24 protein-coding genes and 1 riboswitch are annotated in these 26251 nt (G+C 55.6%); of the genes, 12 read left to right on the top strand and 12 right to left on the bottom strand.

What is annotated here, in order from left to right; translation table 11 throughout:
* Nucleotides 1–36: 36 nt before the first annotated feature.
* The 4 genes from MTP38_RS02240 to MTP38_RS02225 all read left to right on the top strand — a co-directional run bounded on the left by MTP38_RS02240 (nt 37) and on the right by MTP38_RS02225 (nt 4496).
* Entirely contained in the window at nt 37–639 is a 603-nt protein-coding gene (locus tag MTP38_RS02240) for a thymidine kinase (protein ID WP_249234116.1), read from the top strand.
* Between the two features lie 482 nt (nt 640–1121).
* Entirely contained in the window at nt 1122–2492 is a 1371-nt protein-coding gene (locus MTP38_RS02235; protein WP_249234115.1) for an ABC transporter substrate-binding protein, read from the top strand.
* A 208-nt stretch (nt 2493–2700) separates the two neighbouring features.
* Complete coding sequence (locus MTP38_RS02230; RefSeq protein WP_249234114.1) at nt 2701–3627, top strand: carbohydrate ABC transporter permease; 927 nt, start codon at nt 2701–2703, stop codon at nt 3625–3627.
* Nucleotides 3628–3638: 11 nt separating this feature from the next.
* On the top strand, nt 3639–4496 hold the full coding sequence (locus MTP38_RS02225; protein WP_249234113.1) for a carbohydrate ABC transporter permease: 858 nt from the start codon (nt 3639–3641) through the stop codon (nt 4494–4496).
* A gap of 130 nt (nt 4497–4626) precedes the next feature.
* On the opposite strand, the gene MTP38_RS02220 is transcribed toward MTP38_RS02225, so the two are convergent.
* Nucleotides 4627–5436, bottom strand: a complete 810-nt coding sequence (locus MTP38_RS02220; RefSeq protein ID WP_249234112.1) for an AraC family transcriptional regulator — start codon at nt 5434–5436, stop codon at nt 4627–4629.
* Between the two features lie 129 nt (nt 5437–5565).
* Here MTP38_RS02220 and MTP38_RS02215 point away from each other — a divergent pair, with 129 nt between their 5' ends.
* Both MTP38_RS02215 and MTP38_RS02210 read left to right on the top strand, forming a co-directional pair.
* Nucleotides 5566–7122, top strand: coding sequence for a glycoside hydrolase family 28 protein (locus MTP38_RS02215; protein ID WP_249234111.1), 1557 nt, complete (start codon nt 5566–5568; stop codon nt 7120–7122).
* 4 nt (nt 7123–7126) lie between these two features.
* Complete coding sequence (locus MTP38_RS02210) at nt 7127–8272, top strand: glycoside hydrolase family 88/105 protein (RefSeq protein WP_249234110.1); 1146 nt, start codon at nt 7127–7129, stop codon at nt 8270–8272.
* Between the two features lie 98 nt (nt 8273–8370).
* Here MTP38_RS02210 and MTP38_RS02205 read toward each other — a convergent pair whose 3' ends face one another.
* From MTP38_RS02205 to MTP38_RS02170, 8 genes are all read right to left on the bottom strand, one after another.
* Nucleotides 8371–9894, bottom strand: a complete 1524-nt coding sequence (locus MTP38_RS02205; RefSeq protein ID WP_249234109.1) for a lipopolysaccharide biosynthesis protein — start codon at nt 9892–9894, stop codon at nt 8371–8373.
* Nucleotides 9891–10847, bottom strand: coding sequence for an alpha-1,2-fucosyltransferase (locus MTP38_RS02200; protein WP_249234108.1), 957 nt, complete (start codon nt 10845–10847; stop codon nt 9891–9893). The genes MTP38_RS02205 and MTP38_RS02200 overlap by 4 nt, the downstream gene beginning before the upstream one ends.
* Before the next feature lie 116 nt (nt 10848–10963).
* A complete protein-coding gene (locus MTP38_RS02195; protein WP_249234107.1) occupies nt 10964–11410 on the bottom strand; it encodes a TRAP transporter large permease subunit in 447 nt (148 codons plus the stop codon).
* 311 nt (nt 11411–11721) lie between these two features.
* On the bottom strand, nt 11722–12954 hold the full coding sequence (locus MTP38_RS02190) for a tyrosine-type recombinase/integrase (protein ID WP_249234106.1): 1233 nt from the start codon (nt 12952–12954) through the stop codon (nt 11722–11724).
* Nucleotides 12955–13062: 108 nt separating this feature from the next.
* Nucleotides 13063–13257 (bottom strand): excisionase, encoded by a 195-nt coding sequence (locus tag MTP38_RS02185; protein WP_156059779.1) that lies wholly within the window; start codon nt 13255–13257, stop codon nt 13063–13065.
* A 77-nt stretch (nt 13258–13334) separates the two neighbouring features.
* The gene (locus MTP38_RS02180; RefSeq protein WP_113621409.1) at nt 13335–14675 is read right to left on the bottom strand and encodes a hypothetical protein; all 1341 of its coding nucleotides are present in this window, start codon (nt 14673–14675) and stop codon (nt 13335–13337) included.
* Between the two features lie 400 nt (nt 14676–15075).
* Nucleotides 15076–16395 carry a DNA primase family protein gene (locus tag MTP38_RS02175; protein WP_249234105.1) on the bottom strand — a complete coding sequence of 440 codons (1320 nt, stop codon included), beginning with the start codon at nt 16393–16395 and terminating at the stop codon, nt 15076–15078.
* Nucleotides 16388–16630: a hypothetical protein gene (locus MTP38_RS02170; RefSeq protein WP_162789028.1), complete on the bottom strand. Its 243-nt coding sequence runs from the start codon at nt 16628–16630 to the stop codon at nt 16388–16390. The genes MTP38_RS02175 and MTP38_RS02170 overlap by 8 nt, the downstream gene beginning before the upstream one ends.
* A gap of 380 nt (nt 16631–17010) precedes the next feature.
* A riboswitch (FMN riboswitch) is annotated at nt 17011–17125 on the top strand.
* A gap of 151 nt (nt 17126–17276) precedes the next feature.
* Here MTP38_RS02170 and ribD point away from each other — a divergent pair.
* From ribD to MTP38_RS02140, 6 genes are read left to right on the top strand one after another with little or no spacing between them, the layout of a single operon-like run.
* The gene (ribD, locus tag MTP38_RS02165) at nt 17277–18401 is read left to right on the top strand and encodes a bifunctional diaminohydroxyphosphoribosylaminopyrimidine deaminase/5-amino-6-(5-phosphoribosylamino)uracil reductase RibD (RefSeq protein ID WP_154276951.1); all 1125 of its coding nucleotides are present in this window, start codon (nt 17277–17279) and stop codon (nt 18399–18401) included.
* The gene (locus tag MTP38_RS02160; RefSeq protein WP_173016472.1) at nt 18365–19006 is read left to right on the top strand and encodes a riboflavin synthase; all 642 of its coding nucleotides are present in this window, start codon (nt 18365–18367) and stop codon (nt 19004–19006) included. The genes ribD and MTP38_RS02160 overlap by 37 nt, the downstream gene beginning before the upstream one ends.
* 12 nt (nt 19007–19018) lie before the next feature.
* Nucleotides 19019–20215, top strand: coding sequence for a bifunctional 3,4-dihydroxy-2-butanone-4-phosphate synthase/GTP cyclohydrolase II (locus MTP38_RS02155; protein WP_005944126.1), 1197 nt, complete (start codon nt 19019–19021; stop codon nt 20213–20215).
* Between the two features lie 21 nt (nt 20216–20236).
* A complete protein-coding gene (ribH, locus tag MTP38_RS02150; protein WP_249234104.1) occupies nt 20237–20713 on the top strand; it encodes a 6,7-dimethyl-8-ribityllumazine synthase in 477 nt (158 codons plus the stop codon).
* A 20-nt stretch (nt 20714–20733) separates the two neighbouring features.
* Nucleotides 20734–21150 carry a winged helix-turn-helix domain-containing protein gene (locus tag MTP38_RS02145; RefSeq protein ID WP_005944121.1) on the top strand — a complete coding sequence of 139 codons (417 nt, stop codon included), beginning with the start codon at nt 20734–20736 and terminating at the stop codon, nt 21148–21150.
* Nucleotides 21147–21596, top strand: coding sequence for a low molecular weight protein-tyrosine-phosphatase (locus tag MTP38_RS02140; RefSeq protein WP_015565338.1), 450 nt, complete (start codon nt 21147–21149; stop codon nt 21594–21596). The genes MTP38_RS02145 and MTP38_RS02140 overlap by 4 nt, the downstream gene beginning before the upstream one ends.
* Nucleotides 21597–21937: 341 nt before the next feature.
* Here MTP38_RS02140 and lysS read toward each other — a convergent pair whose 3' ends face one another.
* From lysS to MTP38_RS02125, 3 genes are all read right to left on the bottom strand, one after another.
* Complete coding sequence (gene lysS / locus MTP38_RS02135) at nt 21938–23449, bottom strand: lysine--tRNA ligase (RefSeq protein WP_249234103.1); 1512 nt, start codon at nt 23447–23449, stop codon at nt 21938–21940.
* 19 nt (nt 23450–23468) lie between these two features.
* Nucleotides 23469–23954 (bottom strand): transcription elongation factor GreA, encoded by a 486-nt coding sequence (greA, locus tag MTP38_RS02130; protein ID WP_227620894.1) that lies wholly within the window; start codon nt 23952–23954, stop codon nt 23469–23471.
* 202 nt (nt 23955–24156) lie between these two features.
* A complete protein-coding gene (locus tag MTP38_RS02125) occupies nt 24157–26238 on the bottom strand; it encodes an elongation factor G (protein ID WP_249234102.1) in 2082 nt (693 codons plus the stop codon).
* Nucleotides 26239–26251: the final 13 nt, after the last annotated feature.

The following is a 26251-nucleotide window of genomic DNA, read 5'->3' as shown; positions in this document are numbered from 1 at the left end:
GCTGGGAGGGTCCTTTCATGAGGAGATTTTTTCGACATGGCAAAGCTTTATTTCCGTTACGGCGCAATGAACAGCGGTAAGAGCACCGCGCTGATGCAGGTGGCCCACAACTATGAGGAGCAGGGGATGCGGGTGTTCATCCTCAAACCGAAGGTGGACACCAAGGGCAGCGGCGACCTCGTGAGCCGTCTGGGCGTCCGCCGCCCCGCCGACCTGCTGGTGCCGCCGGATATGGACCTCGTGGAGGCCGTCCGGGCCGCCAGCAGCGAGGGCAAGCCTCTGGCCTGCGTGCTCTGCGACGAGAGCCAGTTCTTTACCGCCGCACAGGCCGAGCAGCTGTTCATGGTGACGGTGGAGCTGAACATCCCGGTCATCTGCTACGGCCTGCGCTCCGACTTCTCCCTCAAGGGCTTCCCCGGCTCCACCCGTCTGCTGGAGCTGGCCCACACCATCGAGGAGATGAAGACCATCTGCGCCTGCGGCCGCAAGGCCACCTGCAACTGCCGCAAGGTCAACGGCCGCTTCGTCTTTGAAGGCGAGCAGGTGGCCATCGACCTTCAGAACGACGTCCAGTACGTCAGCATGTGCCCCCAGTGCTATTTCCGGGAGCGCCGCGCTTTCTATGCCGCCCGCCGATGATCGTTTTCCCTGATTTCATGCCGTCCGCACGCCGGGCGGCATTTTTTGTATCTTTTCTTCATCCGTGATATATCAGCCAAGGCCCGATTCGCACGTTTTTTGCGCTATTGATATATCAGTTCATGGCCGGAAGTTTCTGTCATCGTCGCTTTTGATGTATACAACGTCCATTCGGCAAAATATGACTTGGTTACAAAATTCTTGCAAATCCGGCCATTCTTTCCCTGTTGCATCCCAGTTTTCTATGCAAATCGTTGAAGTATACAAGTTGCACAGTTTTTGGCCGCAAGTTTATTCATTATGGCAATGACGTCAAAACCGTGCAAAAAATAAGCGCAATATTTGTTCGTTTTCTGCCGCTATCCCTACAATTTGCATCTTTCTTTTTCTTCTTGCCTTTGGTATCATATTTGTATACAACGGATGCTTTGCAGAGGTGTCCGTGCAAGCAGTTGTTTTTTTACATTAGGAGGAGAACGAAAATGAGCAAGGCAATTTCTCGTCGTGACTTTCTGAAGGTCTCCGGCGCTGTGGGCGCTGCCGGCCTTCTGGCCGCATGCGGCGGCTCTGGCAACGCTGGCTCTACCGCCACTTCCACTGCTGCTTCCGCAGCATCCGTGGCCGGCCTGTCTTCTGACCCCGTCACCCTGACCATGAGCTGGTGGGGCGGCGAGTCTCGTCACAACGCCTATCAGGAGGCCATCAAGGCTTTCATGGCTAAGAACAGCACCATCACCATCAACCCCACCTTCGCTGCATGGTCCGGCTGGGAGGATACCATGTCCACCAAGTTCGCAGGCGGCGTCGCTGAGGATGTCTGCCAGATCAACTGGAACTGGCTGTACAACTATTCTAAGAGCGGCCAGACCTTCATCGACCTGAACAGCGTCACGGATTACCTCGACCTGACCCAGTGGGATGAGGCCAAGCTGGCTGCCTGCAATGTGGCAAACGCCCAGCAGTGCGTGCCCGTCTCCATGACTGGCCGTATCTTCTACTGGAACAAGACCACCTTCGACAAGGCCGGCATCTCCTACCCCACTACTCTGGACGAGCTGATGGCTGCCGGCAAGACCTTCCAGGAGAAGCTGGGCGATGACTACTATCCCCTGCATCTGGGCGCATACGACCGTATGATCCTGATGGTCTTCTACCTCGAGTCCAAGTACGGCAAGGACTGGGCAGACCCCACCACCTCCACCCTGAACTACGACGCTGACCAGATCGCCGAGGGCATCGACTTCATCAAGAGCCTCGTCGAGGGCCACGTCATCATGAGCCTGCCCACCTACTACGGCTCCAACGGCGATAACGCTGCTCACCAGTCCAACGAGTGGATCACCGGCAAGCTGGCTGGCTGCTTCGAGTGGGACTCCTCCGCTACCAAGTACGCTGACGCTCTGGACGAAGAGAACAAGGCTGGCTTCACTGTCGGCGACGAGATCAAGTTCGGCGATTACAACGGCGGCTTCTCCAAGGTCTCCATGGGTCTGGCCATCACCAAGACCTGCGCACACCCCGCAGAAGCAGCTACCCTCATCAACTTCCTGCTGAACGAGGAAGAGGGCGCTTCCATCATGGGTTCTGAGTGCGGCATCCCCGCTTCCAAGGCTGGTCTGGCTGCTGCTCAGGCTGCCGGCGCTGTCAAGGAGCTGGTCGCTGAGGCAAACGGCAAGGTCATGGCCTTCGTTTCCAACCAGCTCGACCCCCTGTTCGAGTCCAACGACCTGAAGGCTACCGGCACCGGCGTCTATCAGGAGGTCTTCGACTCTCTGGATTACGACAACGTCTCCGGCGCTGATCTGGTCGATACCCTGCTGGACGGCATGGACGCAGTCGGCTATACCGTCTAATTTCCGCCTCACAGACCTCTCGCGGCCCGCGCACGCGCGGTGTTCGTACGGGCCGCACCGCATAAAAAGGGTCTTGCAAGGGGGCATCCTTTCCACCTACGGACGGATGCCCCTTTTTCGCAAGACAGCGATGACATTTTTTTGACAAAAGTATGTCCAAATGATTGCGGTGCACGAGAGATTATCCTTACAAAAGGAGGATTCCCGGATGAAAGAAAGCAAAGCGCCCTCTATCGGGCGTACCCCGGCCCAGAAGTTCGTTGACAAATGGCAGGGCCTGTTCTATCTGATCCCTTGGATCATCGGCTTCGTCGTCTTCAAAGCCATCCCGTTCGGCCAGTCTCTGTACTACAGCTTTACGGATATGGACTTCTTCAACGGCATCCATCAGTACGGCATCATGAACTATGTGGACGCCTTCTCCACCCCCAAGATCACCAAGGCGCTCATCACCACCTTCAAGTACAGCTTCATCACGGTGCCCCTGAAGCTGGTGTTCGCACTGTTCATCGCCTACATCCTGAACTTCAAGATCGCCTGCGTGAACCTGTTCCGCACCGTCTACTACATCCCTTCCATCCTCGGCGGCTCTGTTGCCATCGCCGTGCTGTGGAAGGCTGTCTTCCGCGATGACGGTCTGGTCAACACTCTGATCCGTATCCTGACCTTCGGTCATTTTCAGGGTCCCTCTTGGCTGAGCGACCCCAGCTACGCACTGTGGATCATCTGCTTCCTGCGTATCTGGCAGTTCGGCTCCGCCATGGTGCTGTTCCTCGCCGCCCTGAAGGGCGTGCCCGCCGACCTGTACGAGGCTGCCACCATCGACGGCGCAGGCAAGTGGCGTCAGTTCTTCTCCATCACCGTTCCGATGATCACCCCCATTATCTTCTACAATCTGGTCACTCAGATCTGCCAGGCTTTCCAGGAGTTCAATGGCCCGTTCATCATCACCAACGGCGGTCCCCGCGGTTCCACCACCCTCATCTCCATTCTGGTCTACAACTACGCATTCAAGTCCAACCAGATGGGCATGGCTTCCGCACTGGCATGGATCATGTTCGTTATCGTCTGCATCCTGACGATCATCGCCTTCACCAGCCAGAAGAAGTGGGTCTACTACTCGGATGAAAGGTAAGGTGTGACAGTATGGGAATGAAAGCTTCTAACGCCATTGCGACGTTTTTCAAGTACTTTGTCCTGATCCTGGTGGGCCTCATCATGATCTATCCCCTGCTGTGGATGATCAGCGCCACCTTTAAGGACAACAGCGAGATCTTTGCAGGCATCGGCCTGTGGATCAAGAACCCCACTCTGGAGGGCTACAAGAACGCGCTGAACAACTTCGGCGGTTCCATCAACATCCTGCAGGCCATGCTGAACACTTACAGCTACGTCCTGCCCAAGGTCATCTGCACCGTGGTCTCTGCCTGCATCGCAGCCTACGGCTTCGGTCGCTTCGATTTCCCGGGCCGGAAGATCCTGTTCAGCATCATGCTGGCCACCCTGTTCCTGCCTCAGGTCGTCCTGAACGTGCCTCAGTTCCTGCTGTACACCAAGTTCGGCTGGGTCAACAGCCCGTTCTATCTGGCCATCTGGGTCCACTGCGCATTCGCAACGGAGACTTACTTCGTCTACCAGTTGGTGCAGTTCATGCGCAACGTCCCCCGCGATCTGGACGAGGCTGCCGCCATCGACGGCTGCTCCTCCTTCCAGACCCTGTACAAGGTCATCGTCCCGATGCTGATGCCCGCTCTGGTGTCCTGCGCACTGTTCCAGTTCATGTGGAGCTGCAACGACTTCATGGGTCCCCTGCTTTACGTCCAGACTCCTGCAAAGTACCCCATGTCCCTGTTCGTCAAGCTGTCCATGGACGGTGATACGGGCTTTGCTTGGAACCGTATTCTGGCCCTGTCCCTGATCTCCATCCTGCCGCAGCTCATCGTGTTCTTCTGCGCACAGGATCAGTTCGTCGAAGGTATCTCCGCCGGTGCAGTCAAGGGCTAAGCTGACGCCCCCGCTGCTCGGATAACCCCAGACAAACACGAATGCCCCCTGTGCCTCTTCCCGTAGAGAGGATGCAGGGGGCATTTCTAATGTCAAAGGCTCGCCCCTTGGGAGAGGCTTTTGAGGCTCGCTATTTTCTGCTCTTCCGATATTGCAGCGGCCCGACTCCCATCGTCTCCCGGAAGACGCGGCGGAAGTGGGCCGCAGAGGCAAAGCCGGTCTGCTCCGCCACGCTGCCGATGCTCAGCTCTGTCGTTTCCAGAAGCTTCTGGGCCGCCTCGATGCGGCGGGCGTTGATATAGTCCACGATGGACTGCCCCGTCACCCGCCGGAACAGCCGGCTCAGGTAGTAGGGCGAGATGTAGAACCGCGCCGCCACCTCGGTGAGGGAGAGCTTCTGCTGGTAGTTGGCCGCGAGATAGGCGCAGATCTGCTCCACCGTCTCGTTGCGGGGGCGGGCGTCGGCGGCGCTCTGTGCCCGGTGCTCCTGCTCCACATAGTGGAGCGTCAGCGCCAGATACAGCCCGCCCGGATACTCCGGCTCCCCCATCGCACTCCGCATCATCTCCAGCAGCGTCCGCAGGCGGCTGGCCCACTGGACGCTGCCGTAAAGGGCCATCTGGCTGCCCGGCGCAAAGAGGCGGAGAAAATCTTCGCCGGTGGCGTTCTTCATCTCGTGGAGCGCCGTCAACGGGAACCCGCATCCCAGCATCTCGGGCAGGGCATGACCGGCCTGCGACACCACCCATGCCCCCGGCCCCAGCAGCAGCACACAGCCGGGGCTGACCAGCAGGGCCGTGTCCCCGCACCGGACGGTACAGCTGCCGCCCGAAAACAGGATGATATGGCACGACTCCGCAGGCAGTTCGAGCTGCCCGCTGGTCATTCGGAGTGACCCCGCCGTGATCTTTGCATTGAGTTTTTCCCGTTCGGCCCGCATCGTCCTTCTCCCCTCTGCTTTGCCTGCCCGCTCCGGGCAGTGCTTCTATCTCTTCTATCCCCAGTGTACCATGCCCGCCCTCTGCGGGCAAGCCGCAAATCGACGCAAATAACTCAGGAGGCTGTAAAAATGAACCTGTCTCTCATCCGTTCCATGACCCGCAGCGCTGTCTTCGAGCTGGAAAACGGCAAGTGCTTCCGTCCGGAGCACCCCTTCACCGTGGCTCTGAACGGCAAGACCATTTATGAAAGCTGCAACACCAACGTCTTTTCCCTCTTCTCCCTGACCCCCGCCACCTCCTACACCGTGGAGGTGGACGCCGAGGGCGAACACCTGAAGCTGGACTTCACCACCGAGGCCGAGAGCTTCTTTGTGGATGCGTCCCGCTACGGCCTCGTCGCCGACGGCGAGACCGACAATACCGTCCGGCTGCAGGCCGCCCTCTCCACCTGCCCCAAGGGCGGCACGGTGTACGTCCCGGCTGGCCGCTACCGCACGTCCAGCCTCTTCATGAAGAGCTGCACCACCCTCTACCTTGAAAAGGGCGCTGTGCTGCTGGGCGACAACGACCGTACCCACTACCCCATCCTGCCCGGCGTCCTCCCCAGCGAGAACGAGGTGGACGAATATTACCTCACCGGCTGGGAGGGCAACCCTCTGAACAGCTTCGCGGGCCTGCTGAACATCACGCAGGTGCATGACGTCGTCGTCACCGGCGAAGGCACGCTGGACTGCGACGCCCAGAACGGCGACTGGTGGGTGGACCCCAAGGTCAAGCGCATCGCATGGCGTCCCCGCGCTGTGGCAATGGTGGACAGCGAGAACGTCTGCCTCCACGGCATCACGGTGCAGAACAGCTACTCGTGGACCATCCACCCCATCTTCGTCAAGCATCTTGACCTGCTGAACTTCAACATCAACAACCCCTACAACGCCCCCAACACCGACGGCATCGACCCCGAGAGCTGCGAGTACATCCGCATCATCGGCGTCAACATCCACGTCGGCGACGACTGCATCGCCATGAAGGCCAGCAAGGTCTTTCTCGGCATGAAGCTCAAGAAGAGCTGCGAGCACACCGTCATCCGCAACTGTCTGCTGGACAAGGGCCACGGCGGCATCGTCATCGGCAGCGAGATGAGCGGCGGCGTCAAGGACATGGTCGTCACCCAGTGCCTCATGGATCACACTGACCGCGGTCTGCGGGTCAAGACCCGCCGGGGCCGCGGCAACACCGCCGTCATCGACGGTCTGGTGTTCCGCAATGTGGAGATGCGGGGCGTCAAGGCCCCCTTCGTCATCAATATGTTCTACTTCTGCGACCCGGACGGCCATGGCCCCTACGTCCAGTGCCGCGAGGCCCTGCCGGTGGATGAGTATACCCCCAAGCTGGGCACCCTGACGATGGAGGACATCGTCGCCACCGACGCGCAGTTCGCGGGCTGCTACTTCGACGGCCTGCCCGAGCAGCCCATCGAGGGCGTCTCCATGAAGAATGTCACCATCGCCTTCGCCCCCGACGCCAAGGAAGGTCAGGCTGCCATGGCCGACAACCGCCCCTATGTGAAGAAGCTGGCCATCTACGCCGAGAACGTGAAGAGCATCCAGCTGCACAACGTCAAGATCGAGGGCTACGAGGGCGAGCGTCTGCGCTTCGCCAACGTCGGCCATTTTGAGGAGGACTAACATCATGACACACGAAGAGATCCTGTCCATGCTGGGCGATTATGTGGACTACCTCATCGCCAATTCCAGCGCTGAGGCCCCCATGTGGAACATCGAGAAGGTGCGCAGCGGCAAGCCCAACAAGTGGAACTACATCGACGGCTGCATGATCACCGCCTGCCTGAGCCTCTACAAGACCACCGGCGACGAAAAGTATCTGAAGTTTTCCAAGGACTTCATCGACTTCTTCGTGCAGGAGGACGGCTCCATCAAAACCTACGACCCGAAGGAATACAACCTCGACAACGTGAATCAGGGCAAGAACCTGTTCACCCTCTACGACATCTTCGGGGACGAAAAATACCGCAAGGCCATCGACACCATCCGCAGCCAGCTGCTGACCCAGCCCCGCACCAAGGAGGGCAACTTCTGGCACAAGGACATCTACCCGTGGCAGGTCTGGCTGGACGGCACCTATATGGCCCAGCCCTTCTACATGGAATATGAGACCCGCTACAACAAGATGCAGGGCTGCATCGACAGCTACAAGCAGTTCATGAACATCAAAAAACATATGCGGGACGAGAAGACCGGCCTGTACTACCACGGCTACGACGAGAGCCGGACGATGTACTGGGCCGACCCCGTCACCGGATGCAGCCCCAACTTCTGGCTGCGGGCCATGGGCTGGTTCATGGTGGCGATGGTGGATGTGCTGGAGCGGATGGACGAGCAGCTCTACAACGAGTACCGCGGCATCATGGCCATGCTGAAGCAGACCATCGAGGACGTCCACAAGTTTCAGGACGAGGAGACCGGTATGTTCTGGCAGGTGATGGATCATCCCGGCGTCGAGGGCAACTACCTCGAGACCAGCGGCACAGCTCTCTTCGCTTATGCCGTGCTCAAGGGCGTGCGTCTGGGCTACCTGCCCAAGCGGATGGCTGCATGGGCCGAAAAGGCCTTCTACGGCATCTGCGACAAGTACCTCTCCAAGAACCCGGACGGCAGTTTGCAGCTGGGCGGCATCTGCCTCGTGGCAGGCCTCGGCGGCAAAGACCACCGCGACGGCTCGCTGGCCTACTATTTCAGTGAGCCTGTGGTCTGCAACGATGCCAAGGGCGTCGGCCCGCTGGTGCTGGCCTACACCGAGATGATCGCACGGAAGTAAGAAAGGCCGTATCACACACAAAAAGCGTCCCGGCTCCCTCACCGCACGAGGGAGCCAGGGCGCTTCTTGATGCAGAAAAGAGAAGCACCAAGGGGGCTTTATCTCTTTCCGATATGGTTCACCAGATATTTCAGCATTTTCCGGACTTCCGGGTCCCCGAAATGAAAGACCCCAAACAAGGCGACGGATACGGCCTCGCAGAGGATGCCGGAACAAACAAATTTAAGATAGCTATTGGCGATCGGCAGCCTGCTGTTCAGATAAGCGCAGAAGACGATCGAAACCGTCAATGCGACCCCGTCAACGATATTTTTGAGCCAATACTTCAGATAGTCCTCTTTGTCCGCCTGCAAGCACAATTTGAACACGACGTAGCTTCTTCCGAACCAGAACCACATCTGGCTCACGACCGTTCCCAGCAATACGCCTGCCAGTCCTATGGTTTTGGCGCCCAGTATCGATAATGTAATGTTCAATACGGCTGCAATGATCTCGTTGTCTCTGTCTTCTCTGAACAGTCCCGCCGCATTGATAAAATCAACATTTACGCTGTGCACAAAATGAATGTACAGGTCCATTACAAGCAGCACCACCACCGAAGCGGGAAGGATATACTCCGCGCCGACCCACATGGCAATAAAGTCGTTGATCAGAACACAAAAAGGAACAACGATCATCATTGCGATCAGGACACGCATGACTGCATACAGTTTGAATGCGCCCTCTTTGCTTTCCCCCTCGGAATCGGTCGCCAGAACATTTCCGATCATGGGCGTGATCGGATTCAGAAGACCAGCGATCAAGGTTTTGAGCTGCTGTGAGATCGTTGTATAATTCACCAGATACCCGACTTGGACCGTACTGATGAATGCCGAGATCACAAGGCTGTCAGTCGAGCTATACACATAGGCCGCAATTTTCCCTGCAAAGATATTTTTCACATTGGAAAAAAGCGATCTCAATAACGTGAAATTTATTTTTCCCCTCTTTAAAAATGGATACAGCCTTGCGCAGACCCAATGGACCCAGATGTTTGATACGATCACCTGCATGAGCTTCAGCACAAGATACAGCAGATAATCCTTGAAATACACCATCGCTATGATCTGTAAGATGTTTGCGATAACATTTACGATCATATCAATGATCTTGGAGATGTAGTCTTTCTGATCTGCATAAAGCAGCGATCTCTTATAGGCCAAAAAATAGGTGCACGCTGAGGAAAACGCCTGGATTAGAAAATAGAGATAGATCGCATTCGTCACGGTTATCCCTGTGAGGATATACTTTAAGAACGGCAGAAGGGCCAAGGAAGCCAGAATAAAAAAGGCGCCGATGCAGTCATAAACAAACCGGAAAACATTGACAATGTCATTGATCTGCTGCTCGTCTCGTTGCGCCAGTGGCTTATAGAGGCTGAAAACGATAGCCGTTTGAAATCCCAGTTCTGCAAGGGATAGCGTACTCAGGACAGAGGTAAAGGTGCTGTATACGCCCAAAAGTTCAATGCCGATGTACCGGATGAACAGGCTTCGTGTCAAAAACTGGAAAATCAATGTCATCACTTGACTGACCAATCCGGTCGAGCAGTTTTTCAAGAGCAGTACTTTGCTTTTATTCATCGAAGCCCCTGCTTTCCCCTTGCATTTTCGATCCGGATCCAGTTTTTGGGATAATCCGCCCGGTACATCTTTCCGTTATCCGATAAAGAGTATTGCGGGCATACAGTTACGCTGTTTTCCGATTCGTTCAGATATGCCGGCCAAAAACTGAAGGTGCTGTTCGGAATAATATGATGACGGCATTTTTCCATCATCAGCAGATCCGCTTCCACTTCGTCTGCACCATTTGAAACGATCACAGAATTTTCCACATTTCCGAAATGCGCTTTTACATACTCCGCATCATCGGAAAAGAAGTAGAATCTGCAATCCTCGACCCGTTCTTTTATTTTTTGGATTGCTTCATGATAGTATTCATCGCCGCACAGATCAAATCCCGAGCCTGTGTAGTCTCCCTTTCTGACATGTACGCTCACCGAGTTGCAGGACAGCATCTCTGCCACGAGTTCTTTTTTTCCTTCATCAAGATCCAGCGAAAAATCAAAAACTTTCTTGAGTTCCTCTTTGTTCCAGTCGAAATACTGAAGATTCTGCCAGTGTCCACTCAAGTACCAATCTCTTTTGGGGTCCAGGTTGAAAACTTCCGGATTGAAAATATTAAACTTGTAGCCGTGGATCATGTGAGATCTATTGCCTGAGCTTGCCAGATTTCCGATTTTAGAATAGACCCTCCGATAGAGCATTCGGAGCGGCTGAAAGCTCAGGCCCTCTCTTCCAAATCCTTTATAATATCTGCATCCCGAATATACTTTCCTGCATTCCTCTTCTGACGCCACGCACTCCTTTATTCCGAAAACTTTATCCAGAATATACCCGGTATGGGATTTGTCCTTTTCATAATGATTTGTATCGATCTTAATGTCGATGTCCTTATATATTTTTTTGAGCGAGAGCAGCAGCGCATACTGGTACATCTGGTTTCCCAGTCCGTGCGATATTCTGACAACAATCATTTGGTTCTCCTTTACCCCTTGTTCAAGTGATCCGCATTTTTCATGCATAAGCCGCATATTGCATGATTTTCTGCTTTTCGACAAGTATAACATTTCATCCTGAGAAATACAACTGTTCACCGATGCAGAGCCTTGAGGATCTCAGACAGCGGAGCCGGATGGTCGTGCTCGGGCTTGTAGCCGAAGCAGCGGGCGCTCCAAGTGACGGCCAGCATCAGCAGCACGCACATCAGGATGCCGGGGACCCAGCCAGCCATGAACAGACGGCCAATGGAGACCTCGCCGACGGTGCTGTAGATGATCAGGCCCATGCTCGGCGGAATGGTGGCGACGATCAGGCCGGACAGGCCGTTGATGGCGGCAGACCAGCCGCGGTCGTAGCCCAGACGATTCATCTCAGGTCCGAGGATGCGGCACTCCATCGAGGCGTCCGCAACAGCAGAGCCGGAAACGCCGCCCATCAGGGTGGACATCAGGCAGGAGACCTGACCGATGTTGCCGTACATATGGCCGGTGCAGGCGTTACTGCCAAACCCGAACAACGCTCTTTTTGCTCTGCACAAAATCCTGCATCGTTTGGCGTAAAATTGGCGTATGGTGTAGTTTTTGCTGGAAATTCATCAAAAGAAAGAGCCTGAAACTTCTCGTACCATCAAGAAGTTTCAGGCTTTGTTTTTCTTGAATTGGAAATTTACTGCTCAATCGGCTTCATCGTGGGGACAGGTTAAGGAAGGCTCACAAATGGCTTTATTTTCCTTTATAAGCCTATCCATGCGGCTTCCTTTTTCCTGCTCCCGTACGTCACCCTACGCAACTCTCCACAACTTACCGGCAATTTGGTGTAAAAGTGGTGTAGTAGTTGGTGTAGTGGATTTCAGACCGAAATGCCCAGTTTACCGTTCAGATTTGCAAAGGAATGGGCTTTGGCTTCCTTAGTGGCTTCCGCATAAATCTCCATCGTGGTGCTGATGTCCTTGTGTCCCATGATGTCCTGAATGATCTTCAGGTTGGTCTCATTTTCGCACAGCCGGGTGCAGAACGTGTGCCGGAGATTATGGCAGGAGAAGGGCGGCAGCAGCTGCGGCTCCCGTTTTTCCTTTTCGGCCTTTTCCAGCTCGGCTTCGTTGTGTGCCACGCTGATGCGCTTGATGGCGCGGTTGACCGTCTGCGGGTTCTGCGGCTGGCCAAAGCGGTTCAGGAATACGAAGTCCGAGATTCCGTCGATTTCGTATTCGCATACCAGTTCCAGCTCCTGCTGGTTGGTGCGTTCCTGCTCCAGTGCCTTCCGCACTTCGGGCAAGATTGGAATTGCCCGCTTGCCTGCAGCAGTCTTGGGGGTGGACATGGTGAAATAGCAGCCGCCCACCTCGTGGTCATGGTACACCAGATTGTGCTGGATGGTGATAAACCCACTCTCGAAGTCGATGTCGCTCCAGCACAGGCCAACCGTTTCCGAGATACGGCATCCGGTACCCAGCATGAAGGTGAACATCGGGAGCCAGTGCTGGAACTTCGGCGTTTTCTTGATGAAATTCAGAAACGCCTGCTGCTGGGGCAGGGTCAGAGCGTGTCGTTTGGGCGTTTCGTACTGGTGGGCGGCTTTAATGGCCGTCAGGACACCATCCGTGGGATTCACACGGATGTACTCATCGTCCACCGCCACCGCAAAGACCTGATGGAGAATATTCTGGATGGTTTCCAGCGTGTTCAACGCCATCTTGCCATTGCGGACGATGCCATTGTAGTAGCTGCGGATATCCGACTTGCGAATGTCCTTGAGCTTCATCATGCCGATCTCATCCCGGACGAACCGATTGTACATATAGACGTAATTGGCGAAGGTATGCTCTTTCAAGCCCACCTTGTTCTTACGCCACAGTTCAAACAGGTCATTCAGGGTCAAGCTGCACTCCGGAATGCGGATGCCATCTGCCAAGTCGTGCTGGATCTTCTCTTCCTTTTCGCGCAGCCCCTCCAAGGTTGCATCATAGATGGTATGACGTTTTCCGTTTTTTGCAGTCCAACGGTACATATACAGCCCGTCGCTCTTGCGGTAGACCTCGCCATCTTTCAAAACACGGCCTTTATTATCTTTACGTCTTTGCATATAAACTCTCCTTTTCATTCACAGAATGTTGAAAAGGAGCCTTACGCCATGAGTATACCATGACGCAAGACTCCCTGCAACATCAAACGGTCAATTTTCTACACCGCATCAGATCGAGAATGCCTTGTCCAGATATTCGTCCAGCTTACGGCGTTTGATCAGTCGTTTGGTTCCGTTCCAAAGGACGAACTTGCATTCATCGCTATCGGTCATTGACCGCAGTTTATTGATACCGATCCCAGAGTAAGCCGCCGCTTCCTCCAAGGTCAGATTACTCTTTTGCCAAATCGGAACTTCTTTCACTTGCACCTCCATATCCTTGTAACCGGGTGCCGGGGCAGAAAGTGCCAGCTTTCTGCCCCAAACGTTCCCGATGAGGTTCAGATTTCCGAGTGCCCCTCCTGTGTGCGGGGTTGTGCCGCTGGTTTGTTTTGTGCCTGTTCTGCCTGCAAGCGGTTCAGCAGTTGCAGAACGGAATCCCGTGCTTTCTCCTTGACCTGTTCCTTGCCTTTCTGCCGGGCCTCCGGCTTCAGCAGCTTCTCCTGCAAGCGGGCAGCGGTGGTCTGCATGGTCTTGAGAAACTTGTCCAGCACGGTGTCCAACCGATGGGCGGCGTATTCTCTCGTGGTCTGCGGAGCCTTACGTTCCGGGGACAGCACCCACTTCTTCGTGTCCTCGATCATCCGCATATCTTCCTTGCGGGTCTCGGTGCGCACCACGTCGGTCACGACCTCCACCGCCTTGTCATAGGCCGCAGCCGAAACATCTTCCAGCAGGGTCTCCATGTCCGAAACTTTCAGGGTCAGCTTGTCCAGCTTGTTCTGCTGGGCGGCAAGCTGCTCCTTCTGCTTTGCAAGGATGAAATCCTGCTTTTCCAGATATTTGCGGTTTCCGTACTCCGCTTCTTCCTCCAATTCCAGCCCGTGCCGCTTGGCGATTTCAAACAGCATCTTCCGGCAGGCGGCATCAAAGGTGATCTTGCGGTTGTTGCGGCGGCTGAGGGGCTTGTCCGGGTCGGGCAGCTCGAAGCTCAGTGCTTCCAATGCCTTTTCCTGCTGGGGTGCCACCTCGCCGTACTTGTTTTCGCAGTCGAACACATGACGCTCATGGATGTGGGGAGTGCTTTCATCCAGATGCAATGCCCAGTCCAGCACATGAACATGGTCGCCATACTTGGCTTTGAACTCCTCGATGAACTCGGTGACGATGTTCAGCAAGTCCTCTGCGGAGGCATGGTCGTCCATTGTTCCCAGCTGATAGATAGTTTCTTCCGGGCAGGTCTTGCGGCTGGACAACAGGTCGGGAATGGAGCGGTTGCGCTCTGTGTGCCGGATCTTGGCGTTACGCTCATTCTGGCTTTCGACAAAGGCAGTGTAGTGGGTCTCATAGAATTGCCGTTCCACATCTGAAAAGGTCGCCGCCAGATCATCCGGGTCGGGTGGAGCGAGAGCCGAATGGAAGCCGTGGAAGCAGTCCCAGTAGATGTTGCCCTTGGCTCGTTCCGGGTCGATGTGCTCACTGTTAGCAAGGTTGAAACTGCGGTCATTGTGCTTGGGGTTGTAAGTGCCGTGTGCTCCGGCTCGTCCGTTGTGTCGTGTCAGTTTCAGATAGACATCCCTCCGTTTCAACAGCTTGGCGGGGAGAACGCAGCAGCGGAGCTGCTGGATCTGCCGCCGTTTTGCGCCAGATAATACCCAGTAGGATATGACGCACAGCATCATATCACTGGGGCAAAGAGCTGCGCTCTCTGCACTCTTGCTCCGGGCAAGCTGACAGGCAAAGATTTGCGAATCCCTGCCCGCAGCTCGTCCGGCTTTTTCAGTTGGCCAAATTGACCAACTGATTTTGCCTGTTCCCAAAATGGTAACAGGCAGATAGACGGTCTGATAACGGCCATCCCACCCTGATTCCCATTTTGGGGAATTGGGTAGGAGCTGGTAAGTACCGTTTCCCGTCACTTACCACTCTTGGCAAACTGTCAACCTGACACTTTGCCACCCCCCTATAAAGGAGAACTTTGGCGTTTTGCTGCGTACGTGCGTACGCAACAGGCGGCTTTCTTTGTACGCACGTACGCAGCGAAAGACCGAAAACGCACCATATAGGGGGATCAAAAGCGGGTCATGCCCGCCAGCTATTGGGAGTAAGGTCGGGCTGCACAAGGGCTTCAATGCCGATAAAGCCCCGGACACGCCGCCCGGACGAATTGACGATGTTGTTGGTGGATTCCAGATTATACCTGCGCTGGTTGGCGATCAGCGCATCGCTGAACCCTCTGGCCTTGATCGCATTCAGGCTGTTCTCCTCGCACCACATCTTGTAGACCTCATACAGCTCTTTCGAGCTGGTGCAGGCATCCGCCTTCAGGCGGATGTAGCCCTCGGATTCGAGGAAATCAAACACATTGTTGTTGTCCCGCTTCACCAGTTCCCGGTTGCGCTTGGCACGGTCACTCTCGGTGAACTGGAAGCCATTCTTCACCAGCCGCTGCAAGCCCTCAAATGCCCACAGCAGGATGCCCTCGACCTCTGCCGCCATCTTCTCGGCAATGTCCGGGTCATCCACACGAGACAGGGGCTTATCCTTGGTGGTCAAGATGAGCTGACGACGATAGAAACCGTCCGAGCGGTCATACAATGCCTGCAAATCGCCATTGCTGAACGCCAGCAGGCGGGCGTACATCCAACCCTGATAGCTCTGCTTGCCCTTGCGCTCCAAGTCCATCTGCCCCTGTGCGGTCACGATGGACTTGACATAGTTGGTCTGGCGCAGGGCTTCCATCCGCATATCGTCGTCCACGCAGAGCAGGGTGTGCTCCAGGTCAGCACGGGCGAAGCGGTTCTCCGAGATCTTGCCGATGCTGCCATCCTTCATATTGCAGCCGAACAGCCGGGACAGCACCACACCGATCTGCGACTTGCCCTCGCCGCCGTTGCCCTTGATGACCATCATGCGCTGGCCCTTATTGCTGGGAATCAGGCAGTAGCCGATGAACTCCTGCACGGTGGGGATGTCCTCCGGGTAGAGCAGGTCGGACAGAAACCGCAGCCAGTGGACGGGCTGGGCGGCTTTCGGGTCATACTTGACAGGCAGGCGGTTGCGCACGATCTCCGGCTTGCCCTCCTGAAAGGTACCGTCCAGATACAGGGTGCCGTTTGCCAGTGCGATGCGGTCGGTGACAGGCGGAAAGTCCTCCACCTGTGCCGCCAGTTTCAGCACGTCCACCACATTGGTGACCTTCTTGGCAAGGTTCGCCCCGACGTATTCACGCATCATCTCGAAGATCTCACACCGCAGGGGCATGGGGTCCACCATTCTGCCGTCCGGGGTGAAAAATGCGCCATTCGAGTAAAGCAGTTGGTGGATGCTCAGAAAATCGTCACAGAACAGGGATTCGTTGAAAAAACCTTTCTTGAACCATGCAGGGGTAAAATTACTCATAGGCACACCGTCCTTTCTTGGCGTTACGGAAAAACGATGTGATCATTTTGAGCACATCGTTTTTCTCCGCAACTGGGAAATCAACATCCTGCCGTTCTCCCTGCATGGCTTTCCTGCCCCCTTCCGGCGGCGTTTTCCGGCTCTCCCACTTGGGGGTCATCGCCGGGTATCCCATGCAGACGGTCATGCGGTTTTCAAGGTTCAACAGGCAAAACGGCAACAAAAAAGCCGTCACAAAACAGACCAGCCATGCCTTCGCTTTTTCTGGAAGGTCATGCTAGTCGGTTATGTAACGGCTGAAAGCCAAAATGTTTAGCCCCGCAGGGTCTGAACGAATATGTAAAAATATGTTATATTCAATTGTTGGGATAGATTACCACAAAAATCGAGCCGTGTCAACAAAAAGTTTTGGGAATACGCTGATTTCGGCAGGGTGCAAGAAAAAGCAAGGGAAACTTTGGCAAAAAGAGAGAGGGCTGGACGACGCCTACCCTCTTGACAAGGCAATAATAGTCAAAAAGTTTCGTACCCATCTTCATCCCGGTTTCGTCCCGGTTTGCAGAATGCCCTTGCAATCCGAAAGGAGCCGTGCTATAATGCCGCTGTAATTGAATCAGAAATCTTCAGGGCAGGGTGCGATTCCCTACCGGTGGTACAGCCCACGAGCCGTAAGGCATGATTCGGTGAAACTCCGAAGCCGACAGTACAGTCTGGATGAAAGAAGATACCAAGCGCAGAGCCCGCACGGTTCGGCGCTTGTGGAGGCTGCTCTGGGATGCGTTTGCATTCTGGAGCTTTCTTTTTTGCACAAGGGTCCCTTGTGTCTTTTCGGCTTGCCCTGAACGTTTTTGTTCAGGGCTTTTTCTTTTGGAGGCAACACGATGAACGACAAAGAGTATATGCGTCTGGCTTTGCAGCTTGCAAAAAAGGGTTGCGGATGGACATCTCCCAACCCGATGGTGGGTGCCGTGGTCGCAAAAGAGGGCAGGATCATCGGACAGGGCTGGCACCAGAGATACGGTCAGGCTCATGCGGAGCGCAATGCGCTGGCATCCTGCACCGAAGATCCGCAGGGAGCGACCCTGTATGTGACATTGGAGCCGTGCTGCCATTACGGAAAGCAGCCGCCCTGCGTGGATACGATTCTGGACGCGGGCATTCACCGGGTGGTCGTGGGTTCTGCTGACCCGAATCCGCTGGTGGCTGGAAAAGGAATTGCAATCCTGCGCGCACACGGCATAGATGTGACCGAAAATGTTCTGCAAGAGGAATGCGATGCGCTGAACAAGGTGTTCTTCCACTATATCACCACAAAACGCCCTTTCGTTTCCATGAAATACGCCATGACGATGGATGGAAAAATCGCCACATACACAGGCGCTTCTAAATGGATCACCGGGGAAATTGCCCGGAATCATGTTCAACGGCAGCGACACCGATTCCGCGGCATTATGGTGGGAGTCGGAACCATCCTAGCAGATGACCCGCTGCTGACCTGCCGGATAGAGGGTGGCCGTGATCCCGTCCGGATCATCTGTGATACACATTTGCGGACACCGCTGCAATCACAGGTGGTCATGACCGCCAAACAGGTTCCGACCATTCTTGCGACCTGCTGCGGCGACCCGGAGAAGCAGGCGGCATATCAACAGGCCGGGTGCCGGGTCCTTTGTCTGGAAGCGCATTGCGGTCATGTGAATCTTCTGCAACTGATGGAACAGCTGGGGCAGGAGCAGATCGACAGCATTCTGCTGGAAGGCGGCGGAACCTTGAACTGGTCTGCACTGGAAAGCGGCATCGTGCAGCAGGTACAGGCTTACATTGCCCCGAAGCTGTTCGGAGGAAGGGATGCCAAAGTACCCATTGAGGGTGCAGGTGTCCCGCTTCCGGATGCTGCATTCCGCCTGAAGAACAGCCGATTGGAACAGCTTGGCAAAGATTTCCTGATCGAAAGTGAGGTGGAGTACCCGTGTTTACCGGAATCGTGGAAGAAGTCGGAACAATAAAATCCATCAATCGGGGACAGCATTCTGCCGTACTGACTGTTCGTGCAAAAACGGTTCTGGAAGAAACCAGAATCGGTGACAGCATCGCCGTCAACGGCATCTGTCTGACCGTCAGGCAGCTCTTCCCGGATAGCTTTGCTGCGGATGTCATGCACGAGACCTTGAACCGCTCTGCACTTGCACAGCTCACCGTTGGAAGTGCTGTCAATCTGGAACGTGCCATGCCGGCCAACGGACGTTTTGGCGGACACATCGTAGCAGGCCATGTGGATGGCGTCGGACGCATTGCTAATATCCGAAAAGACGATACGGCTATCTGGTACACCATTCATGCAGATCCTGCAATCCTTCGCTATGTCGTTGAAAAAGGCTCTATCACAATAGACGGTATCAGCCTGACCGTGGCTGCGGTGGAACCTACGGGCTTTTCCGTGTCCACGATACCGCACACCGTCCGTCAGACGAACCTGAACCAACGGCACAAAGGGGATTTTGTCAATTTGGAAACCGATGTTGTTGGAAAATATATCGAGAGGCTGCTTCCATCAGAAACACCGAAGCAAAACACGCTCACAAAAGAAATGCTGCTGCGCTGCGGCTTTTAAGGAGAGTTTACGATGAACTTCAATACCATTCCCGAAGCTTTGCAAGACCTGAAGCAAGGAAAAATCATTCTGGTAACGGATGACCCCGACCGTGAAAACGAGGGGGACTTCATCTGTGCTGCCGAATTTGCCACCACCGAAAACATCAACTTTATGGCGACCCACGGCAAAGGTCTGATCTGTATGCCGATGTCCGAGGCTTTCGTCCAGAAGCTGCAATTTCCGCAGATGGTGCAGTATAACACCGACAACCATGAAACGGCATTTACGGTGTCCATCGACCACGTTTCTACTTCTACGGGCATTTCTGCCGCAGAGCGTTCCATTACGGCGATGGCTTGTGTGGACGATCACGCAAAAGCAGAAGATTTCCGCAGACCGGGCCATATGTTCCCCCTTCTGGCAAAAAAGAACGGTGTGTTGGAGCGCAACGGTCACACGGAAGCAACCGTTGACCTGTGCCGTCTGGCAGGGCTGAAAGAATGCGGCCTGTGCTGCGAGATCATGCGGGAGGATGGCACGATGATGCGCACCGCTGAACTGGCAAAGCTGGCAGAGCGTTTCCAGATCAAATTCATCACCATCCGTGATTTACAGGAGTACCGCAAGTGTCACGATAAACTGGTCGATCAGGTGACGGCAGTGAACCTGCCCACCAAGTATGGCACCTTCAGAGCTTATGGTTTTGTGAGCCGCCTGAACGGAGAGCATCACATTGCACTGGTAAAAGGTGACATTGGCGATGGAAAGGATATTCTGTGCCGCGTCCACTCGGAATGCCTGACAGGAGATACATTTGGCTCTTTGCGTTGTGACTGCGGCCAACAGCTGGCCGCTGCCATGACGCAGATCGAAAAAGAAGACCGGGGTATCCTGCTCTATATGCGGCAGGAAGGCCGGGGCATCGGTCTGATCAACAAGCTGCGTGCCTATGAACTTCAGGAGCAGGGCATGGATACGCTGGAAGCCAATCTCGCTCTTGGGTTCCATGGAGATGAACGGGAGTATTATCTCGGCGCACAGATCCTCCGGGAACTTGGCGTAAAAAGCCTGCGCCTGCTTACCAATAACCCGGACAAAGTATATCAGCTCTCCGAGTTTGGGCTGGAGATCTCCGAGCGCGTACCCATTCAGATGACGGCGACCCCGTATGACCTGTTTTACCTGAAAACGAAGCAGGCACGGATGGGGCATCTTCTGGAATATTAACAACGAAAGAGGTATTTAAAAATGAAAACATTTGAAGGTAAGCTGGTTTCTCAGAACATCAAGGTCGGTATCGTAGCTGCCCGCTTCAACGAATTTATCACGTCCAAACTTCTGAGCGGAGCAATGGATGGTCTGCTCCGGCACGATGTGCAGGACACTGATATTCATGTTGCATGGGTTCCGGGTGCTTTTGAGATCCCACTGGTTGCCTCTAAAATGGCAAAAAGCGGAAAGTATGATGCTGTGATCTGCCTTGGTGCCGTGATTCGCGGTTCTACCAGCCATTACGACTATGTGTGCAATGAGGTTTCCAAAGGCATTGCCACGGTCTCGCTGGAAAGCGGGGTTCCCGTCCTCTTTGGTGTTCTGACCACCGAAAACATCGAACAGGCCATCGAGCGGGCAGGCACCAAAGCAGGTAATAAAGGCTATGACTGTGCAGTCAGTGCCATCGAGATGGTAAACCTGCTCCGGGAAATGGATACCGCCGCAGAGTAAAATACACGCAGGAGTTTGCCATGATCGTTATAAAGACCCGACAGCCTGACCCGGAATTAGAGCAGAAGATCCGGATGCTTCTGGAACGAGAGCACATCGAGGCAGAGCAAATATCCATTGATTCATGGGAGAAGTTGGTTCTTCCGGGGCTTACACTGGACGGAATGACCCACGAAGTGTCGTGCAACGGCAGAAAAGTCTCCCTTACACGACTGGAGTTCGATTTGCTGCTGATGCTTGCCTCCCACGAAGGACAAATCTTCTCAAAAGAAGAGCTTTTCCGTGCTGTGTGGGGACAAAACTGTGACGACACCTTAAAGGTCGTGGCAAATACCGTTTCCAATCTGCGAAAGAAGCTGGCCGGCTGCGGTAGCTTTATCCGCACTACCCACGGCGGCTATGCTTTTGTAAGCCAAAAGGAGAACGACCCGGCATGACCAGGATCTTATTTATTTGTCTCGGAAATATCTGCCGAAGCCCGATGGCGGAGTATGTGATGAAAGACCTTACGTCCAAGGCAGGACTATCCGAGCAATTTGAAATCGCATCAGCCGCCACCAGTGCATGGGAAATCGGAAATCCGGTCTATCCTCCTGCACGGCAGAAGCTGGCAGAACATGGCATCGACTGCAACGGCAAGACCGCCCGGCAGATGACCCGGCTCGATTATGCACGGTATGATCATCTGATTGGCATGGATGAAAGTAATCTGTGCGACATCCTGCGACTTGTCGGCGGAGACCCACAGCATAAAGTCTCGCTGCTGATGGCGCATACGGATCATCCCCGTGAAGTGGCAGACCCATGGTTCACAGGAGATTTTGAAGCCACATGGCAGGATATACTGGAAGGCTGCACGGCATTGCTTGAGGAACTGCGCTAAATTGGCGTAAATTTGGGCGTATGCCAAATCAGGAGTGTTTGACACTTGCCAACGACAAATTGATTTAACCACAGGAGAAGTTGCCTGTCAGCATAAAATCTCTATACGAAACAAAAAGCGGCAGCTACGTTGTATTTTCACAACATAGCTGCCGCATTTTTGCGTTTGGGGTTCGGTGTACCTACTACACCAATCCGTCTATTCGATTCTTACACCACACCGCTTTGTAAGGCTCCTTTTCGGGAAAACATCCCAAAATTGGTGTAGTTGTGGTGTAGTACCGCAGATGCCGTTTGAAATTCGTTCAAAATTTCATCGCATCTGCGTTTTAATTTCGCGTTTTACTGCTCAATCGGCTTCATCGTGGGGAACAGCAGCACATCACGGATGGAAGCGCTGTCGGTCAGCAGCATGACCAGACGGTCCACGCCGAAGCCAAGGCCGCCCGTGGGGGGCAGACCATACTCCAGCGCGTTGACGTAGTCGTAATCGACCTGCGCCTTGCAGTCCGGCTCAATGGCCTTGCGCTCGGCGACCTGACGCTCGAAGCGGCCCTTCTGGTCGATGGGGTCGTTCAGCTCGCTGAAGGCGTTGCCGTACTCGGTGCAGTCGATGAAGTACTCGAAGCGCTCGGTGAAGGCGGGGTCGCCCGGCTTGCGCTTGGCCAGCGGACTGATTTCGACGGGATAGTCGTAGATGAAGGTGGGCTGGATGAGCTTATCCTCAACGAAGGCGTCGAAGAACTCGGCCAGAATAGCGCCCTTGGTGGGCACCTCAGGCAGCTCCACATGGTGCTCCTTGGCGGAAGCGATGGCATCCTCGTCGGTCTTCCAGTCGTTGAAATCCACGCCGGAATACTTCTTGACCGCCTCGATCATGGTCAGGCGCTCCCAGTGGCTCATGTCGATCTGCTTGCCCTGATAGGGGATGACCATGCTGCCGCAGATCTTCTGAGCCAGACGCTTGTACAGCTCTTCGACCAAGTCCATCATGCCGTGGAAGTCGGTGAAGGCCTGATACAGCTCGATGGTGGTGAACTCGGGGTTGTGCTTGGGGTCCATGCCCTCGTTGCGGAAGATGCGGCCCACCTCATAGACGCGGTCCATGCCGCCCACAATGAGGCGCTTCAGGTACAGCTCAGTCTCGATGCGGAGCACCATGTCCATGTTCAGGGTATTGTGGTGGGTGTAGAAGGGACGTGCGGATGCGCCGATCTCAAACGGGGTCAGGATGGGGGTGTCCACTTCGAGGAAGCCCTTCTCGTCCAGATAAGCGCGGATCTCCTTCAGGATCTGGCTGCGCTTGACGAAGGTATCCTTGACCTCGGGGTTTGCGATCAGGTCAACATAACGCTGACGATAACGGGTCTCGGTATCGGTCAGGCCGTGGAACTTCTCCGGCAGGGGACGCAGGCTCTTGGCCAGCAGGGTGATCTCCTCTGCGCGGGCACTCAGCTCGCCGGTCTTGGTGCGGAACACCTCGCCCTTGACGCCGATGATGTCGCCCACATCCAGCTTCTTGAATGCGGCGTAAGCCTCATCGCCCAGCTCATCGCGGCGGACGTAGAGCTGGATGTCGCCCTTATCGTCGCGCAGGTGGGCAAAGCTTGCCTTGCCCATGACGCGCTTGGACATCAGACGGCCGGCCAGAGCGACCTTCTTGCCGCTGTCGGTCTCGTTGGGCAGATCCTTGAACTCTTCCTTCAGGTCGGCAGAGTAGGCGTCCTGCGGGAACTTGGTCAGAGCAAAGGGGTCGCTGCCTGCGGCCTGCAGGTCTGCCAGCTTCTGGCGGCGCACCTGCACCTGCTCGCTCTCAGACAGGCCCTGTGCGGGGTTCTTCTTCTGTTCTTCCATGATTTCCTCCCGCTCGTGCTCAGTTTGCAGCGTGGGTAATGCCCAGCACCTTGTAGTTGACGGTGTGGCCGGTGGGCAGCAGGACCTCGGCGACATCGCCGACGGCCTTCTCCAGCAGGGCATGGCCCACAGGGCTTTCGTCGCTGATCTTGCCGTTCAGGGGGTCAGCCTCGGTGCGGCCCACGATGTCGTACTCCTCGACCTCGTCCTCACCCTCCATCTGGATGGTGACATGGGTGCCGACGGAGACGCTTTCGACGCTCAGCTCGCTCTCGTCGATGACGACAGCGTTCTTGACCATCTGCTCCAGCTCGGTGATGCGGTTCTCCACCAGACCCTGCGTGTTCTTTGCCTCATCGTACTCGCTGTTCTCGGACAGGTCGCCGTGGCTGCGGGCTTCCTTGATCTCTTCTGCCAGCTCCTTGCGGCGGACCGTCTTGAGGTATTCCAGTTCCTCCTGCATCGCCTTCAGGCCAGCAGCGGACATCTTGATCTCTTGTGCCATTTGGAAATCTCCTTATCTATTTTTTGGGGTACGGCAGGGCGTCTTGACGCACAAAACCGCACACGAATGCCATTTTGACCTATTCATTATAATAGCAAGCTGCGGCCTTGTCAATAAAAACTGCCGCTCTGCGGGCCAAAAAGGGCACAAAAAAGCCCCGCCGACAGAGGGAAGTGCCGACAGGGCTTGGAAAATGTCTTATTTAGTCGTCTGCGGATTCATCCAGATTGCCCAGCTTCTTGGCCTGCTCGACCACAGCGGGCACCAGCATCTCCGGCAGGATCTCATAGCGGGCGAACTCGGTGGTGAACCAGCCGCGGCCCTGCGTGATCTGACGGATGAAGGTGGTGAAGTTGGCCAGCTCTGCCAGAGGCACCTCGGCAATGATGGTCTGCATACCGTCTTCGTCCGGCTCCATACCCAGCACACGGCCGCGGCGCTTGGTGACGTCGCCCATGATGTCGCCGGTGTTGTCATTGGGGACGTGGGCCTTCAGGGTGTGGATCGGCTCGAGGATGACAGGGCCGGCCTCAGGCATCGCGGCCTTGTAGGCCAGCTTTGCGGCCATGATGAAGGCCATCTCAGAGCTGTCCACAGGGTGGTAGCTGCCGTCCAGCAGGGTGGCTTTCAGGCCCACCACGGGGTAGCCCGCCAGCACGCCCTTCTCAGCGGCGAGGCGGACGCCCTTCTCGACCGCCGGGAAGAAGTTCTTGGGCACGCTGCCACCGAACACCTTTTCTTCAAAGACGACCTGCTCGCTGTCGCAAGGCTCGAAGTTGATGATGACATCGCCGAACTGGCCGTGGCCGCCGGTCTGCTTCTTATGGCGGCCCTGCTTCTGGCAGGCCTTGCGGATGGACTCACGGTAGGCGATGCGGGGAGCCTCGAGGCCGATCTCCACGCCGAACTTGTTCTTCAGCTTGGCCTTGACCACATCGAGGTGCTGCTCGCCCAGACCGCCGATGATCTGCTGGTGAGTCTCCGCGTTGTTGATGTAGCTCAGGGTGGGGTCTTCCTCCATCAGACGGGCCAGAGCGCTGCTGATCTTGCCCTCGTCGCCCTTCTTGGCCACAGTGACGGCCATGAACAGGCTGGGTTTGGGGAAGACGGGCGCCGGCAGCTTGACCACACGGGAGGCATCGCAGAGGGTGTCGCCGGTCTTGGCGCTGATCAGCTTTGCCACAGCACCCACGTCACCGGCACCGATGCTCTCTGCCTCGGTCTGCTTTTTGCCCAGAACGGTGAGAGGCTTGCCCAGCTTCTCGGTCTCGCCGGTGCGGGCGTTGACGAGGGACGCGCCTGCGGTGATCTTGCCGCTGATGACGCGCAGATAGCTCAGTTTGCCCACGAAGGGGTCTGCCACAGTCTTGAAGACGTATGCAACGGTGGGGTCGCTCTCGGCGCAGTTCAGCTCGACGGGGTCGCCGTTGGCGTCCTCTGCCAGAACGCTGTTGTGCTCCGGGCTGGGCAGCAGCTTATGCATATTGTACAGCAGCATATCCAGAGCCTGCTGGTTGACGGCGCTGCCGCAGAACACGGGGGTGATGAGGCCGTCCTTAACGCCCTTGCGCATTCCCTCGACGATCTCCTCTGTGGTGAACGCCTCACCGCCGAAGAACTTCTCCATCAGCTCGTCGTCGGTCTCGGCGATGGCCTCACTCATGGCCTCGATGAGGCCCTGAAAGCGGTGGCCGATGTCGGGCAGCTCCACCTGTACCTGCTTGCCGCCCTCATACTTGAACGCCTTCTGGCTGAACAGGTTGATGTACACGGGGGTGCCGTCATCCAGCTTGGCCGGGACGACGCAGGGGCAGACGGTGGTGCCGAACTTGATCTTCATATCTTCCAGAATTTTGAAGTAGTTCGCATTCTCCAGATCACACTTGGAGACGAAGACCATCGTAGCCTTGCCGTTCTTGCGGGCCAGCTGGAAGGCCTTCTCCGCGCCGACAGTCACACCGCTGCGGCCCGATACGCACACCAGCACGCTCTCGGCTGCACGGATGCCCTCGTACTCGCCTGCCTCAAAGTCGAACAGGCCCGGAGCATCGATGAGGTTGTACTTGATGCCCTCATACTCCACCGGCACCACCGATGCCGACAGACTGGCCTTCCGCTTTGCTTCCTCGGGGTCAAAGTCCGAAATCGTGGTGCCGTCCTCGACCCGGCCCATACGCTCGGCAGCGCCCGAAAAATAGACCAATGCCTCGGTCAGCGTCGTTTTGCCGCTGCCGGCATGGCCCGCGATCAAGATATTGCGGATGTTGTTGCTTGCGTATTTCATATCGGTTTTTCCC

This window comes from Faecalibacterium sp. I3-3-89 (assembly GCF_023347275.1).
GTDB classification, from domain to species: domain Bacteria; phylum Bacillota; class Clostridia; order Oscillospirales; family Ruminococcaceae; genus Faecalibacterium; species Faecalibacterium butyricigenerans.
The sequence above is the reverse complement of the archived record's forward strand: the minus strand, read 5'-3'. Positions and strand labels throughout refer to the sequence as shown.